The sequence below is a fragment of the Leptothrix sp. (in: b-proteobacteria) genome (assembly GCF_965250675.1).
GTDB lineage: Bacteria > Pseudomonadota > Gammaproteobacteria > Burkholderiales > Burkholderiaceae_C > Sphaerotilus.
This window is the reverse complement of sequence record NZ_CBDFPH010000001.1, coordinates 176,550-190,960: the sequence shown is the minus strand read 5'-3', so window position 1 is coordinate 190,960 and position 14,411 is coordinate 176,550. Positions and strand designations below refer to the sequence as shown.

Below are 14,411 nucleotides of genomic sequence, written 5' to 3'. Positions count from 1 at the left end.
GCACAGGTTGAGGAACGAGGGAGGGAAGAACTTAAAAGCGTGAACAGCGGGACGGGCTCAGGCCGCCAGCGCATGGGCGTCGGCCGCCCACCAGCGCATGGCGACGCGGGCGCCGGGGTCGACCGGCGCGGCGTGATAGCTGGCGTCGCTCAACGTGACGACCCAGCGGGCCGGTGGCGTGGTGTCATCAGCGGCGTCGATGGCGTCGGGCTCGCCTTCGGCCACCAGATGCACCAGCACCTGCGCGCCCTGGTACTCGACCGCCGCCACCGTCACCACCGGCTCGCCCGCGTCGGGCAGCGCCAGGCTGAGACGGTCACAGCGCACCGCAACCTTGCCGGCCGGCGTCTCGATGATGTTGTGCGCGCCGATGAAGCGGGCGACGAATTCGGTGCGCGGGCGCTCGAACACCTCGCGCGCGCTGCCGGCCTGCTCGATGCGGCCCTGGTTCATGACCACCACCAGATCGGCCAGCGCCATGGCCTCTTCCTGGCTGTGCGTGACGTGCACGAAGCTCATGCCCAGCTCGCGATGCCAGCGCTTCAACTCGGCGCGCATCTTGACGCGCAGAAAGGGGTCGAGCGCCGACAGCGGCTCGTCCAGCAGCAGCACGCTCGGCTGCGTCATCAGCGCGCGCGCCAGCGCCACGCGCTGTTGCTGGCCGCCGGACAGGGCGGCGGGCAGGCGGGTGGCATAGGGCTCCATCGCCACCAGCTTGAGCAACTCGTGCGCGCGGGCCTCGCGTTCGGGGCGCGCCACGCCTTTCATGCGAGCGCTGAAGGCGACGTTCTCCAGCACGCTCAGGTGCGGAAACAGCGCGTAGCTCTGGAACATCATCGCGGTGCCGCGTTCGGCCGGACTCAGGTGCGTGACCTCGCGCCCGCCCAGCACGATGCTGCCTTCGGTTGGCTCCTCGTGCCCCGCGATCATGCGCAGCGTCGAGGTCTTGCCGCAGCCCGACGGCCCGAGCAGGCAGCAGTAGCTGCCGTCGGCGATCTTGAGGTCGATGCCGGCCACGGCAAGCGAGTTGCCGTAGTCCTTGACGAGGTGGATCAGTTCCAGGTCGGTGCGCTTGTTCATGAACAGCTTTGTATGCAATGGGTGTGCCAAGCCCATCCAACACCCGGTGTGCTGTGAAACAACGCAGGCTCAGCTCTTGCTGCGCACCCGGCCTCTGCACTTTTTGTATGCAAAACGCACCGAGATCGATCATGAAGCTGCTCATCGTCAACCCCAACACCTCGGCCGCGATGACGCGCAACATCGCCGCCGCTGCCCAGGCCGTGGCCGCGCCCGGCACCCGGATCGCGGCCTGCCAGCCCAGCTTCGGGCCGCTGTCGATCGAAGGCTTCTACGACGAGGCCTACGCCACCGCCGGCGTGGCCGAACAGGTGATGCGGCACGCCGGACCGCAGGCCCTGGATGCGCCCGCCGCCATCGTCATCGCCTGCTTTGGCGATCCCGGCCTGGATGCCGCACGCGAGGTCAGCGGCGCCCCCGTACTGGGCGTGGCCGAGGCCGCGTTTCACGCCGCGAGCTTCGTCGCCACCGGCTTCTCGGTCGTGACGACCATGACGCGCACCTGCGTGATCGCCGAGCACCTGCTGCACAAATACGGTTTCGAGCGCCGCTGCCGGGGCGTGCACGGCACCGACATCCCGGTGCTGGCGCTGGAAGACGGCGGCGCGGGCAGCGTCGACCAGATCGAGGCGGTGGCGCGCGAGGCGCTGTCACGCGACCGCAGCGGCGCCATCGTGCTGGGCTGCGCCGGCATGGCCGCGCTGTGCACCGAGTTGACGCAGCGCCTGGGCGTGCCGGTGATCGACGGCGTGAGCGCCGCTGTCAAGCTGGCCGAAGCGCTGGTCGGCCTCGGCCTGCAGACCAGTTCACGCGGCGACTACGCGCGGCCGCTGCCCAAGGACTACGTGGGCTGGGCGAAGCCGCTGGGGTGGTGAGGCCGGCCGGTCAATCGAACACCGGCACCTGGCCATCCTTGAGCGAGCCGCGCCGCACTTCGTAATCCGGCATCACGGCGCGCACCACGGCCCAGAAGGCGGGGCTGTGGTTCATCTCGCGCAGGTGGGCCAGTTCGTGGGCGACGACGTAGTCGATCGCCTCCAGACCGAAGTGCACCAGCCGCCAGTTGAGGCGCACGGTGCCATCGGCGCTGGCGCTGCCCCAGCGGGTGCGGGCAGCGCTCAGGCGCAGGCGGGCCACGCTCACGCCGATGCGCTCGGCGTAATGGCGACAGCGCGCCTCGAAGATCTGCCGGGCCTGGTGCTGCAGCCAGCGCTTGACGGCCTCACGGATCTGCTCGGGCCCGGCATGTGTCGGCAGGCCGAGTTGCAGGGTGCGGATGGTGGCAGCGTCCGGCGCCGGCTCCTGCAGCACGCAGCCTTTGACCGCCGGATCGAGGCGCAACTGCAGCGGCGCGCCCAGAAACGGCAGGCGGGCGCCGTCGCCCCAGACCACACGGGCGGCGTCCTGGCGCTGCAGGCGCTCGCCCTGTTCGGCCAGTTTGCGCAGGATCCACGCGGCCTTGACCTGCAGGGCGCGGTCGATCTCGGTCTGCGCCACCCAGCGTGGCGCGCTGACGGCCAGCCCCTCGACGCCGACCGCAAAGCCGATGGTGCGGCGGCGCGCCAGCTTCAGCTCATAGCCGATCACATGGCCGCCCAGCTGCGCCTCGCGGTTGCTGCGCAGGTGCCGGAACAGGCTTTGACCGGAGGACGACATCGCGGGCGGGCGTGAAGGCGGTGGACTTAGCGGTAGGCCTCGGGGTCGAGGCGGCGCATTTCGGCTTCGATCCAGGCCTCGACCTCGGCCATCAGCTCGTCGGCGCGGCGGCCCGCGGGCGGAATCGGGCGGCCGATGGAGACGTCGATCACGCCCGGGCGCAGCAGCCAGCTCTTGCGCGGCCAGCACTTGGCCGAGGTCACGGCAATCGGCACGATGGGCGTGTCGGTGGCCAGGGCCAGCCGCGAGGCGCCGGTCTTGTAGGGCCCCTGGCTGCCACGCGGCGTGCGGGTGCCTTCGGGAAACATGATGACCCAGCAGCCCTGCGCCATGAACTTCTGACCCTGCTCGGCGACCTTGCGCCAGGCCTCGGACTTGCGGCTGCGGTCAATGTGGACCATGTCGAGCCGGCCGATGGCCCAGCCGAAGAACGGAATCATCAGCAGCTCGCGCTTGAAGACATAGGCCAGCGGGTGCGGCATCAGCACCGGGAAGGCGAAGGTCTCCCAGGTCGACTGGTGCTTGGGCGCCAGCAGCACGGCGGCTTTCTCATCTGCCGCGGAGGGCACGTTCTCCATGCCGGTGACGCGGTACTGCACGCCACAGATCCAGCGCGCCCCCCAGATGGCCGCGCGCAGCCAGGCCGTGGTGACCCAGTAGAGCCGGGCGCCGCGCAGGAAGATGCTGGCCACCAGCGAGATGATGGCCCAGGGCATGACGGTCAGGACCAGCCACAGGATGAAGAGGGCGGAGCGCAGGGAGATCAGGATCACGGTGTCGGGCGGGTCAGCGCATCAGGAGATAAAACGAAAGGAACGCGGCCGGGCGTCACGCACAGGACCGGCACGGCGCACCACAGGACCTAGCGCAGCGGCGCCTGCTGTGTGTCACTCCCGCGCCGCGCCTCCAGCCGGGCTTCCTGCGCCTTGCGGCGCTCGGCACCCAGCAGCGCCTCGACGCAGTCGGTCAGGCTGGCGTGCACGGTCAGGCCCGGCACCTGCTCGGCCATGCGGGCCAGGCCGGCGTCATCGAGCGCCGCCGCGTGGCCGGTGCGCACCAGGTGGGGCAGGCCACCGGCGGCGCTGGCGGCGCGCATGTCGCTCAGGCCACTGCCGATCATGGGCACGCCCGCCAGGTCGACGCCGTAGCGCGCGCCGATCTGCAGCAGCAGCCCGGGCAGCGGCTTGCGGCAGGTGCAGCCTTCCTCGGCGCCGTGCGGGCAGAAGAACACAGCGTCGACCCGGCCGCCGCAGCGCGCCAGCAGCTCGTTCATCTTGAGGTGCATCTCGTTGAGCGCCGACATGTCGAACTGCCCGCGCCCCAGGCCCGACTGGTTGGTGGCCACCACCACGTGCCAGCCGGCCTGGTGCAGCCGCGCCAGCGCCTCCAGCGCGCCGGGAATGGGCTCCCATTCGGCGGCGGACTTGACGTAGCCGTTGCGGCGCTCATTAAGCGTGCCGTCCCGGCCGACGATGACGAGCTTGATCGAGGCGCTGCGCTCGGCGGGCATGAAGGCTCTTTCTCAGCGGCTCAGGAGGCCAGCTTGGACAGGTCGGCGACGCGGTTCATCGCCGCATGCAGCGTGGCCAGCAGGCCGAGGCGGTTGGCGCGCAGCGCGGCGTCCTCGGCATTGACCATGACGTGGTCGAAGAACGCATCCACCGGCCCGCGCAGCGCTGCGAGCGCCTGCAGGCTGGCGGCGTATTCGCCCTGGTCGAAGCTGCGCTCGGCCTCGGGCTGCACGGCGGTCAGCGCGGCGGCGAGTTGCTGCTCGGCCGGCTCCTGCAGCAGGGCCGGGTCGATCTGCGCCAGCACCGCGCCCTCGGCTTTCTTCAGGATGTTGCCGATGCGCTTGTTGGCCGCAGCCAGCGCAGCGGCTTCCGGCAGCGCGGCAAAGGCGCGCACCGCAGCCAGCCGCTTGGGCACATCGCCCAGCCGCTGCGGTTGCAGCGCCAGCACGGCGTCGACTTCCTGCGCGCTGTAACCTTGATCGCGCAGGCTCACCGCCAGGCGGTCGCTGAAGAAGGACAGCAGCGCGGCGCTCGGGTCGCTGATCAGCTCGCCGAAGGCCGGCAGCGCGCCGGCCACCAACGCGGACAGCTCCAGCGGCAGGTTCTTCTCGACCAGGATGCGGATCACGCCCAGCGCGTGGCGGCGCAGCGCGAACGGGTCCTTGTCGCCGGTAGGCAGCTGGCCGATGCCGAACAGGCCGACCAGGGTTTCGAGCTTGTCGGCCAGCGCCACCACCGTGCCGGTGTGGTTGCGCGGCAGGCTGTCGCCGGCAAAGCGCGGTTTGTAGTGGTCCTCGATGGCGATCGCCACGCCATCGCGCAGGCCTTCATGGCGGGCGTAGTAGCCGCCCATGATCCCTTGCAGCTCGGGGAACTCGCCCACCATGTCGGTCAGCAGGTCGGTCTTGGCCAGCAGCGAGGCCTGTTGCACCTTGCTGTCGAGCACGGCGAACTCGTCCTGCGCCTCGACCGTGTACGGCAGCGTCGCCATGCGCAGCTGGTTGACGATGGCGTGGCCAATGGCGCGCACGCGCTCGGCGCGGTCGCCCTGCGTACCCAGCTTGCCGTGGTACACGACCTTGGCCAGCCCGCCGACGCGCGACTCCAGCGTCTTCTTGCGGTCCTGGTCGAAGAAGAACTTGGCGTCGGCCAGGCGCGGGCGCACCACGCGCTCGTTGCCGCCGATCACCGCGCTGGCATCCGCCGGGCGGATGTTGCTGACGAGCAGGAACTTGTGGGTCAGCTTGCCTGCCGCGTTCAGCAGCGGGAAGTACTTCTGGTTGGCCTTCATCGTCAGGATCAGGCATTCCTGCGGCACGGCCAGGAACTCGGTCTCGAACTGGCAGGTCAGCACGTTCGGGCGCTCGACCAGCGCGGTGACCTCGTCGAGCAGTGCGTCGTCCTCGATCGGCTTCAGGCCTTCCTTGGCCGCTGCGGCGTCGAGCTGGCGCACGATCTCGGCGCGGCGGGCGTCGAAGCTGGCGATCACGGCACCTTCGGTGGCGAGCTGCTCGGCGTAACTGTCGGCATCACGCAGCGTCACGGTCGGCTGGGCGGCCTCGAAGCGGTGGCCGGTGGTGGTGCGGCCGGCGTGCAGGCCGAGCGTGTGCAGCGCCACGACATCGGCGCCGTGCAGCGCAACCAGGCCATGCGCCGGGCGCACGAAGTTGACGCTGCTCCAGCCGTCGGCCAGCTGGTAGGTCATGACCTTGGGGATGGGCAGCTTGGCGAGCGCCTCGTCGAGCGCCTTCTGCAGACCGACCTGCAGCGAGCTGCCGGTGGCCAGCGTGCGCAGGAAGACCGCTTCCGCCTTGCCGTCGGCCGCGACGAATAGCTGGTCCGGGCCGGCTGGCGTGTCGGGCCACTTGAAGGCCAGCGCCTCGCGGCCGTCCTTGGCCAGGCGCTTGCGCAGCGCGTCGGTCGGCAGGCCGTCTTTGCCCAGCGCGATCGACACGGGCATCAGCTTGGTCTGCACCTCTTGATCGGGTGCCTTAGGCGCAACGCCGGTCACGTGCACGGCCAAGCGGCGCGGCGACGCGTACGGCGTCACCACTGCATCGGCCGCCGCCAGGCCCTGGGCCTTGAGGCTGGCAGCCAGCGTGCCGGCGAACGCGTCGCCCAGCTTCTTGAGCGCCTTGGGCGGCAGTTCTTCGACAAACAGTTCGACGAGAAGGTTCTGTGCAGTCATGGTCAGGCGGCCTTCTTCGATTCGTTCTTGGCGTCGTTTTTAGCGTCGTTCTTGGTCGCGGCTTTTTCAGCTTCGGCGGTCAGCTTGGCCAGCACCTCGTCGGCCCAGGCCTTGGGCGCCATCGGGAAGCCCAGGCGGGCGCGGCTGTCGAGGTAGCCGGCGGCCACGCTGCGCGCCAGGTTGCGGATGCGGCCGATGTAGGCGGCGCGCTCGGTCACGCTGATGGCGCCGCGCGCATCCAGCAGGTTGAAGGTGTGCGCGGCCTTGAGCACCTGCTCGTAGCCGGGCAGCGGCAAGGCGGCGGCGATCAGCTCGCTGGCCTTGCGCTCGTAGGCGCCAAACGCCCCGAGCAGGAAGTCGACATCACTGTGCTCGAAGTTGTAGGTGCTCTGCTCGACCTCGTTCTGGTGGTAGACGTCGCCGTAGCTGAGCTTGGTGCCGTCGGGCGACTCGGTCCAGGTCAGGTTGTAGACGTTGTCCACACCTTGCAGGTACATCGCCAGCCGCTCCAGGCCGTAGGTGATCTCGCCGGTGATGGGCTTGCAGTCGATGCCGCCGACCTGCTGGAAGTAGGTGAACTGCGTCACCTCCATGCCGTTCAGCCAGACCTCCCAGCCCAGGCCCCAGGCGCCGAGCGTCGGGTTCTCCCAGTCGTCCTCGACAAAGCGGATGTCGTTCTTCTTGAGGTCGAAGCCGAGCGCTTCCAGCGAGCCGAGGTAGAGCTCCAGGATGTTGGCCGGCGCGGGCTTGAGCACCACCTGGTACTGGTAGTAGTGCTGCAGGCGGTTGGGGTTGTTGCCGTAGCGGCCGTCCTTGGGGCGGCGGCTGGGCTGCACGTAGGCGGCCTTCCACGGCTCGGGCCCCAGGGCGCGCAGGAAAGTGGCGGTATGGCTGGTGCCGGCCCCCACTTCCATGTCGTAGGGCTGGATCAGGGCGCAGCCCTGTTGTGCCCAGTAGTCTTGCAGTCGCAGGATGATTTGCTGGAAGGTCAGCATGGCAGGCATGCGGCACTCGATGGGCCGCTCGCGGGTTGGCACAAGGAAGCGGCGAATTCTAGGCGGCTGCCAGGGGCGGTGGGCTCAAACTGCATCGTTTCTGTCGGCGCACGGGTTTGGGCCTGTTGCTGGTTGCGGCGCGTGGCCAGCCGCAGGGCCACCAGTTCGTGCCGCAGGGCCAGTTCCTGCGCGACGGGTTGCTGGCGGCTCAGGCGGGCGTAGTGCGCCGCGCGCATCGCCCGGGCGCGTTCACGGTCACGACGCTGCTTGCGCTTGCGCAGTTCGCGGGCAACCCGGTCCACCGCCGCATGGCCCAGCAGGCGCCCGGTGCGCGGCAGCTTGACGGCGCGGCCGTCGTGCAACTGCAGCGCGATGTAGGCGCTGCCCAGCCACTGGTTGCCGTGGAAGGCCAGCCGGCCCGGGCCGCGCCACAGGCCGCGCTGCACCAGATGGATCTGCGCCACCTGCTCCAGCGGCAGCCGCCGCACGCTGCGCCGCCAGCCGCGCCGCCACGCCACCTGCCAGGGACTGACGGCCACGCATTCCCACACCGACAGATCCCAGGCCAGCGTCAGGCCCAGGGTCAGCACCGCCAGCGCCAACGTCAGCACCCAGGCCCAGCCGCCCAGCGCCGCGAGCGTCGTGCTGTAGCCGATCAGCGCAGTACACGCGATGAGGCCCAGCCAGGTGCGCCGCACCTCGGCCGAGGCCGGCGTGAACAGCGAGCGTTGGTAGAAGCTGGCGCTGTCCGGGTCGGACACCAGCGGCTCGCGCTGCAGTTGCCAGCGCCGCAGCAGGCCGGCCAGGGTCTGCTCCACGAGCACGACACCGGCCAGTGCGCCCAGCCAGGTCAGGGTGTTGATCAACAGGTTCATGGGCTTTCGCTCCTCATGCTGGCGCACTGGGGAGCGGCGGCGGCCGGCGCGACTCAGTGCGGGGGTGGGTTCTCCGGGGTGAGGGATGCGGGCGTGCCTTGCAGCGCCGACCACTGCGCCGGCGTGCCGACGTTTTCCCACCGGCCTTGATAACGCGAAAGCGCCACGCGAGCACCATCCACCCCCCTGAACAGGTGGGGTCCGAGCGCCGCGCGGGTGCCGGGCGCCACGCCGGCACACAGCTCGGCGCGCATCAGCGCCAGGTTGGCGTAGGTGGCGGCCGGATGCGCTGCATCGGCGCGGCAGGCCAGCGCGGCGTCCGTGCCCAGCGCCGGCAGCGGCGTGCCGAAGGCGAAATCGCCGGTGGTGTGGAAGGCCGGGTTGGGCACCATCCACAGCTGCGCAGCCAGGCCGCTGGCGATGAAGCGCTGCGCAGCGGCGGCGTCAAAGCGGAAATCGGGCGCCCAGATGTCGGCGGAGATGACCCAGAAGGCCTCGCGCCCACCCTCGGTCAGCCACGGCAGCACACGGGCGATGCCGCCGGCGGTCTCCAGCGCAGCGCCGAAATCGGCGCCTTCGGCCGAGTAGCGCAGGCGCAGGCCGTAGCGGCTGCCGTCGCCCAGCGCGGCGGGAAACTGGTCTTCCAGCCAGGCGGTGTTGATGACCGCCTCGCGCACGCCATCGCGCGCCAGCGCGAGCAGATGCCACTCGATCAGCGGCCGGCCGAACACCGGCAGCAGCGGCTTGGGGGTGGTGTCGGTGAGCGGGCGCATGCGCTCGCCGCGCCCGGCGGCCAGCACGATGGCGCGCAGCGGCAGCGCCGCAGAGGAGTCGGTTTTCATGGCCGCGCAGTGTGCCAGCGGCCGTGAAGTCAGCGGGAATCAGCCTAGCCCGATCGGCGCCGGGGCGATGTTGACGATGTGGCTGAACAGTTTTTCATATTCGGACTTGGGCGCGTAGCCGGTGAGCGGGTCGCGGTTCTGCTCGAAGGCGCGGTCGAGCGTCTCCCAGTCGGCCTCGGTCAGCACGCGCTGGGCCACCGGCAGCACCGCTTCTTCTTCGAGCCGCATGTGGGCGCGGTAGAAGTCGAGGTAGTGCTCGACCGCCTGCTCGAAGGCGTGGCGGCGCGAGTCGCCCATCATCTCGAAGGCCAGCAGCGCGTGCTCCAGGTCGCGGATGGCGCGTTCGCCCGCGACGTGGTCGCGGTCGAGCCGGTCCAGCACGGTGGCGGTCTCGGGCGAGCGGGCGCGCACCAGCGGAAACAGCAGTTCGCTTTCCTTGCGGTGGTGCAGGCGCTCGGGGAATTCGTCGATGTAGAACAGCATGGCGCGCAGCACGTCGAACTCCGGCAGCGTGCCGTCGCGGCGGTGCTGGGCCAGCAGCAGCGAGATGGAACTGAGCATCGCGGCCAGCGCCTGGTGTTCGTCACGGATGATGCGCAGGGCGCTGTGGGTCATGGGGAGGTCTCCGTCATCGGTTGCAGATGCGCCCAGCGTCGCAGCTTTGTGGCCGGCCTCGGTTGATCGCCCTCAAGCAACGCTTGCACAGCTTTGGGCGCACCGGGCCGCAATGGCCTTGAGGGCACCCTAAAATCGCGGCTTCGCCCATTTTTGCTGCAACTTGTTGCACGGATCTCGCCCATGGCTGCCATTACCCCCACCTCCCCCACCTTGCTGGCCAACGCGATCCGCGCGCTCGCCATGGACGCCGTGCAACAGGCCAACTCCGGCCACCCCGGTGCGCCCATGGGCATGGCCGACATGGCTGAGGCGCTGTGGAACCGCCACCTGCAGCACAACCCGGCCAACCCGCTGTGGGCCGACCGCGACCGCTTCGTGCTGTCCAACGGCCACGGCTCGATGCTGTTGTACGCGCTGCTGCACCTGACCGGCTACGAGCTGTCGATCGACGAGCTGCGCAACTTCCGCCAGATGCACAGCAAGACGCCGGGCCACCCGGAAGTGGGCGTGACCCCCGGCATCGAGACCACCACCGGCCCACTCGGCCAAGGCATCACCAACGCGGTCGGCCTGGCGCTGGCCGAGAAGCTGCTCGCGGCCGAGTTCAACCGCGACGGCCACAACATCGTCGACCACCACACCTACACCTTCATGGGCGACGGCTGCCTGATGGAGGGCATCAGCCACGAAGCCTGCGCGCTGGCCGGCGCCTGGAAGCTCAACAAGCTCGTGGCCCTGTACGACGACAACGGCATCAGCATCGACGGCCAGGTCACGCCCTGGTTCATCGACGACACCCCGGCGCGCTTCAAGGCCTACGGCTGGAGCGTGATCGGCCCGATCGACGGCCATGACGCCAACGCCGTCGACGCCGCCATCAGCCAGGCCAAGCAGAGCGCGACCCAGCCGACGCTGATCGTCTGCAAGACCCACATCGGCAAGGGCTCGCCCAACCGCGCCAACACCTCCAAGGCCCACGGCGAGCCGCTCGGCGCCGCCGAGATCGCCCTGACCCGCGAAGCGCTGGGCTGGACGCACGCACCGTTCGAGATCCCCGCCGAGGTCTACGCCGGCTGGGACGCCAAGGCCCGCGGCGCTGCGGCTGAGGCCGCCTGGGACCAGGCCTTCGAAGCCTACGCCGCCGCCTTCCCCGAACTGGCCGCCGAGTTCGTGCGCCGCATGGCCGGCGAGCTGCCTGCCAACTTCGCCGAGCTGGCCGTGGAAGCCGTGGCCGCCGCGCACGACAAGGCCGAGACCGTCGCCAGCCGCAAGGCCAGCCAGATCGCGCTGGAGCACTTCACCGCCCGCCTGCCCGAAATGCTCGGCGGCAGCGCCGACCTGACCGGCTCCAACCTGACCAACACCTCCAGCACGCCGGCCTTCCGCGTCGATGCCAACGGCGCCGTGGTCAAGACCGAGGCCGGCCAGATCGGTCGCCACATCAACTACGGCGTGCGCGAGTTCGGCATGGCCGCCATCATGAACGGCGTGGCGCTGCACGGCGGCTACATCCCCTACGGCGGCACCTTCCTGACCTTCAGCGACTACAGCCGCAACGCCATCCGCATGGCCGCGCTGATGAAGACGCGCGTGGTGCACGTGTTCACGCACGACTCGATCGGCCTGGGCGAAGACGGCCCGACCCACCAGTCGGTCGAGCACGCCGCCAGCCTGCGCCTGATCCCGGGCCTGGACGTCTGGCGTCCGGCCGACACGACCGAAACGGCCGTGGCCTGGACCCTCGCACTGGCCAACAAGCACCGCCCGAGCGCGCTGCTGTTGAGCCGCCAGAACCTGGCCTACGCGCCCAAGACCGACGCCGACGTCATCACCAAGGGCGCCTACATCCTGTCCGAGCCGGCCGCCGTCGGCCTGAACAAGAAGGCCAAGGCCGTGATCATCGCCACCGGCTCCGAGGTGCAGCTGGCGCTGGCCGCGCAGAAGGCGCTGGCCGAGATGAAGATCCCGGTGCGCGTGGTCTCGATGCCCAGCACGACCGTGTTCGACCGCCAGGACGTCAAGTACAAGAAGGACGTCCTGCCCAAGGACATGCCGCGCATCGCCATCGAAGCCGGCGTGACCGACTTCTGGTGGAAGTACGGCTGCGACGCCGTCATCGGCATCGACACCTACGGCGAGTCGGCCCCGGCGCCGGTGCTGTTCAAGCACTTCGGCTTCACCGCCGAGAACCTGGTCGCCACGGTGCGGAAAGTTCTCGCGAAGTAATCCGCCACGGGCCAAACTCAGGCCGCCACGCGCGGTCGGGCCGGGCCCGGTACAGATTTTTGTTTGTTCCCCAAGGAGTGTTTCCATGACGATCAAGATTGGCATCAACGGCTTCGGCCGCATCGGCCGCATGGTGTTCCGTGCCGCCATCGCCAACCATCAGGACATCGAAGTCGTTGGCATCAACGACCTGCTGGAGCCTGACTACCTGGCCTACATGCTCAAGTACGACTCGGTGCACGGCCGCTTCAAGGGCGACGTGTCGGTCGAGGGCAACACCCTGGTCGTCAACGGCAAGCCGATCCGCCTGACCGCGCTCAAGGACCCGACCCAGCTGGCCTGGGGCGATGTCGGCGCCGACATCGTGGTCGAGTCGACCGGCCTGTTCCTGACCAAGGAAACCGCCGAGATGCACATCAAGGCCGGCGCCAAGAAGGTCGTCATGTCCGCGCCGTCCAAGGACGACACGCCGATGTTCGTCTACGGCGTCAACGACAAGACCTACGCCGGCCAGACCATCATCAGCAACGCCAGCTGCACGACCAACTGCCTGGCCCCGGTGGCCAAGGTGCTGAACGACACCTTCGGCATCAAGCGCGGCCTGATGACCACGGTGCACGCCGCTACCGCCACGCAGAAGACCGTGGACGGCCCGAGCAACAAGGACTGGCGCGGCGGCCGCGGCATCCTCGAGAACATCATCCCGTCGTCGACGGGCGCGGCCAAGGCCGTGGGCGTGGTGATTCCCGAGCTGAACAAGAAGATCACGGGCATGGCCTTCCGCGTGCCGACCTCCGACGTGTCGGTGGTCGACCTGACGGTCGAGCTGGACAAGGAAGCCAGCTACGCCGACATCTGCGCGGCCATGAAGGCCGCGTCTGAAGGCGCCATGAAGGGCGTGCTGGGCTACACCGACGACAAGGTCGTCGCCACCGACTTCCGCGGCGAAGTCTGCACCAGCGTGTTCGACGCCGAAGCCGGCATCGCGCTCGACAAGACCTTCGTCAAGGTCGTGGCCTGGTACGACAACGAGTGGGGCTACTCGAACAAGGTGCTCGAAATGGTGCGCGTGATCGCCAAGTAAGCGCTTCGCGCCATCAAAAAAGCCCCCGGCAGTCACCTGCCGGGGGCTTTTTCATGCCGGGTCTGAAACCGAGGGCTCAGAGCCGCTCGAACACCGTCGCGATGCCCTGCCCGCCGCCGATGCACATCGTCACCAGCGCGTAGCGGCCGCCGCTGCGGTGCAGTTCGTAGATGGCCTTGGTCGCCAGGAAGGCGCCCGAGCAGCCAACCGGATGGCCGAGTGCGATCGCACCGCCATTGACGTTGACCTTGGACATGTCGAACTCCAGCCCGCGCGCCACGGCAATCGCCTGGGCGGCAAAGGCCTCGTTGGACTCGATCACGTCGATCTGGTCGAGCGTCAGGCCGGCCTTCTTGAGCGCGAGCTTGGTGGCGGGGATCGGGCCTTCGCCCATGATCTCGTTGGGCACGCCAGCCACGGCGTAGGACACCAGGCGCGCCATCGGCTTGTGGCCGTCGGCAGCGGCACGCGCCGCGTCGGCCAGCACGAAGAACGCCGCGCCGTCGTTGATGCCCGAGGCGTTACCCGCCGTCACCGAGCCGCCTTCCTTCTTGAACGCCGGCTTCATCTTGGCCAGCGTTTCCATCGTGGTGCTGGCCTTGACGTGCTCGTCGGTGTCGAAGGTGACTTCGCCCTTGCGGGTCTGCTTGACGATCGGCACGATCTGGCTCTTGAAGCGGCCTTCGGCAATCGCCACCGAGGCGCGGCGGTGTGATTCGACGGCGAGCGCGTCCTGCTCCTCGCGCGTGATGCCCCACTTGGTCACCAGGTTCTCGGCCGTGATGCCCATGTGGCCGACACCGAACGGGTCGGTCAGCGTGGCGACCATGGCGTCGATCATCTTGGTGTCGCCCATGCGCGCGCCGCTGCGCATCGCGGTCGACAGATAGGCGCCGCGGCTCATCACCTCGACGCCGCCACCGATGCCGTACTCGCAGTCCCCCAGCAGGATGTTCTGCGAAGTGGTGACGATGCCCTGTAGCCCCGACGAGCACAGCCGGTTCACGGCCATCGCCACCGAATCCATCGGCAGACCCGCCTGGATGGCGGCCACGCGGGCGACGTAGGCGAAGCGGCTGTCGGTGGGAATGCAGTTGCCCACCGTCACGTAGTTGATCTGCTTCGGGTCGACGCCCGAGCGCAGCACCGCCTCCTTCATCACGCTGCCGGCCAATTCCGCCGGTTCGATGTCGGCCAGCGAGCCGCCGAAAGTACCAATGGCCGACCGGGCTGCGCCCAGAACGACGACGTCACGTGTGCTCATGCTTGTCTCCTGCAGGTATTCGAGAAAGTGGGGACCACAAGCTTAGCTGCCTGCTCATACGGTGGTCTGACA

The 14,411-nt window shown here is 69.1% G+C and carries 13 protein-coding genes; 3 read left to right on the top strand and 10 right to left on the bottom strand.

The window, feature by feature from the left end; genetic code table 11:
• Positions 1-57: 57 nt before the first annotated feature.
• Complete coding sequence (locus AC5IG3_RS00630; RefSeq protein WP_491896882.1) at positions 58-1,080, bottom strand: ABC transporter ATP-binding protein; 1,023 nt, start codon at positions 1,078-1,080, stop codon at positions 58-60.
• Between the two features lie 131 nt (positions 1,081-1,211).
• Here AC5IG3_RS00630 and AC5IG3_RS00625 point away from each other — a divergent pair, with 131 nt between their 5' ends.
• Complete coding sequence (locus AC5IG3_RS00625) at positions 1,212-1,955, top strand: aspartate/glutamate racemase family protein (RefSeq protein WP_491896881.1); 744 nt, start codon at positions 1,212-1,214, stop codon at positions 1,953-1,955.
• A 10-nt stretch (positions 1,956-1,965) separates the two neighbouring features.
• Here the strand turns inward: AC5IG3_RS00625 and AC5IG3_RS00620 are convergent, their stop codons facing one another.
• The 8 genes from AC5IG3_RS00620 to AC5IG3_RS00585 form a co-directional block, all read right to left on the bottom strand.
• Positions 1,966-2,736: a M48 family metallopeptidase gene (locus tag AC5IG3_RS00620; protein ID WP_491896880.1), complete on the bottom strand. Its 771-nt coding sequence runs from the start codon at positions 2,734-2,736 to the stop codon at positions 1,966-1,968.
• Between the two features lie 26 nt (positions 2,737-2,762).
• On the bottom strand, positions 2,763-3,503 hold the full coding sequence (locus tag AC5IG3_RS00615; RefSeq protein WP_491905018.1) for a lysophospholipid acyltransferase family protein: 741 nt from the start codon (positions 3,501-3,503) through the stop codon (positions 2,763-2,765).
• Between the two features lie 95 nt (positions 3,504-3,598).
• The gene (gene gmhB, locus AC5IG3_RS00610) at positions 3,599-4,246 is read right to left on the bottom strand and encodes a D-glycero-beta-D-manno-heptose 1,7-bisphosphate 7-phosphatase (protein WP_491896879.1); all 648 of its coding nucleotides are present in this window, start codon (positions 4,244-4,246) and stop codon (positions 3,599-3,601) included.
• Between the two features lie 20 nt (positions 4,247-4,266).
• A complete protein-coding gene (gene glyS / locus AC5IG3_RS00605) occupies positions 4,267-6,435 on the bottom strand; it encodes a glycine--tRNA ligase subunit beta (protein ID WP_491896878.1) in 2,169 nt (722 codons plus the stop codon).
• Between the two features lie 2 nt (positions 6,436-6,437).
• On the bottom strand, positions 6,438-7,430 hold the full coding sequence (gene glyQ, locus AC5IG3_RS00600; protein WP_491905017.1) for a glycine--tRNA ligase subunit alpha: 993 nt from the start codon (positions 7,428-7,430) through the stop codon (positions 6,438-6,440).
• Entirely contained in the window at positions 7,424-8,305 is an 882-nt protein-coding gene (locus AC5IG3_RS00595; protein WP_491896877.1) for a hypothetical protein, read from the bottom strand. Before AC5IG3_RS00595 ends, glyQ begins: the two co-directional genes overlap by 7 nt.
• 53 nt (positions 8,306-8,358) lie before the next feature.
• Complete coding sequence (locus AC5IG3_RS00590; protein WP_491896876.1) at positions 8,359-9,147, bottom strand: sugar phosphate nucleotidyltransferase; 789 nt, start codon at positions 9,145-9,147, stop codon at positions 8,359-8,361.
• Between the two features lie 39 nt (positions 9,148-9,186).
• The gene (locus AC5IG3_RS00585) at positions 9,187-9,762 is read right to left on the bottom strand and encodes a hemerythrin domain-containing protein (RefSeq protein WP_491896875.1); all 576 of its coding nucleotides are present in this window, start codon (positions 9,760-9,762) and stop codon (positions 9,187-9,189) included.
• Between the two features lie 183 nt (positions 9,763-9,945).
• Here AC5IG3_RS00585 and tkt point away from each other — a divergent pair, with 183 nt between their 5' ends.
• Together tkt and gap are read left to right on the top strand one after the other, a co-directional pair.
• On the top strand, positions 9,946-11,991 hold the full coding sequence (gene tkt, locus AC5IG3_RS00580; protein ID WP_491896874.1) for a transketolase: 2,046 nt from the start codon (positions 9,946-9,948) through the stop codon (positions 11,989-11,991).
• Between the two features lie 85 nt (positions 11,992-12,076).
• Positions 12,077-13,075: a type I glyceraldehyde-3-phosphate dehydrogenase gene (gap, locus tag AC5IG3_RS00575; protein ID WP_491896873.1), complete on the top strand. Its 999-nt coding sequence runs from the start codon at positions 12,077-12,079 to the stop codon at positions 13,073-13,075.
• Positions 13,076-13,151: 76 nt separating this feature from the next.
• Here the strand turns inward: gap and AC5IG3_RS00570 are convergent, their stop codons facing one another.
• Positions 13,152-14,339, bottom strand: coding sequence for an acetyl-CoA C-acyltransferase family protein (locus AC5IG3_RS00570; protein ID WP_491896872.1), 1,188 nt, complete (start codon positions 14,337-14,339; stop codon positions 13,152-13,154).
• Positions 14,340-14,411 lie beyond the last annotated feature (72 nt).

What these genes read in the sequence shown, in the direction of transcription:
- AC5IG3_RS00630 (WP_491896882.1), bottom strand. Translation starts at nt 1,080, where the DNA reads ATGAACAAGCGCACCGACCTGGAACTGATCCACCTCGTCAAGGACTAC.
- AC5IG3_RS00570 (WP_491896872.1), bottom strand. Translation starts at nt 14,339, where the DNA reads ATGAGCACACGTGACGTCGTCGTTCTGGGCGCAGCCCGGTCGGCCATT.
- glyS (WP_491896878.1), bottom strand. Translation starts at nt 6,435, where the DNA reads ATGACTGCACAGAACCTTCTCGTCGAACTGTTTGTCGAAGAACTGCCG.
- AC5IG3_RS00595 (WP_491896877.1), bottom strand. Translation starts at nt 8,305, where the DNA reads ATGAACCTGTTGATCAACACCCTGACCTGGCTGGGCGCACTGGCCGGT.
- gap (WP_491896873.1), top strand. Translation starts at nt 12,077, where the DNA reads ATGACGATCAAGATTGGCATCAACGGCTTCGGCCGCATCGGCCGCATG.
- tkt (WP_491896874.1), top strand. Translation starts at nt 9,946, where the DNA reads ATGGCTGCCATTACCCCCACCTCCCCCACCTTGCTGGCCAACGCGATC.
- AC5IG3_RS00625 (WP_491896881.1), top strand. Translation starts at nt 1,212, where the DNA reads ATGAAGCTGCTCATCGTCAACCCCAACACCTCGGCCGCGATGACGCGC.
- AC5IG3_RS00585 (WP_491896875.1), bottom strand. Translation starts at nt 9,762, where the DNA reads ATGACCCACAGCGCCCTGCGCATCATCCGTGACGAACACCAGGCGCTG.
- AC5IG3_RS00620 (WP_491896880.1), bottom strand. Translation starts at nt 2,736, where the DNA reads ATGTCGTCCTCCGGTCAAAGCCTGTTCCGGCACCTGCGCAGCAACCGC.
- glyQ (WP_491905017.1), bottom strand. Translation starts at nt 7,430, where the DNA reads ATGCTGACCTTCCAGCAAATCATCCTGCGACTGCAAGACTACTGGGCA.
- gmhB (WP_491896879.1), bottom strand. Translation starts at nt 4,246, where the DNA reads ATGCCCGCCGAGCGCAGCGCCTCGATCAAGCTCGTCATCGTCGGCCGG.
- AC5IG3_RS00590 (WP_491896876.1), bottom strand. Translation starts at nt 9,147, where the DNA reads ATGAAAACCGACTCCTCTGCGGCGCTGCCGCTGCGCGCCATCGTGCTG.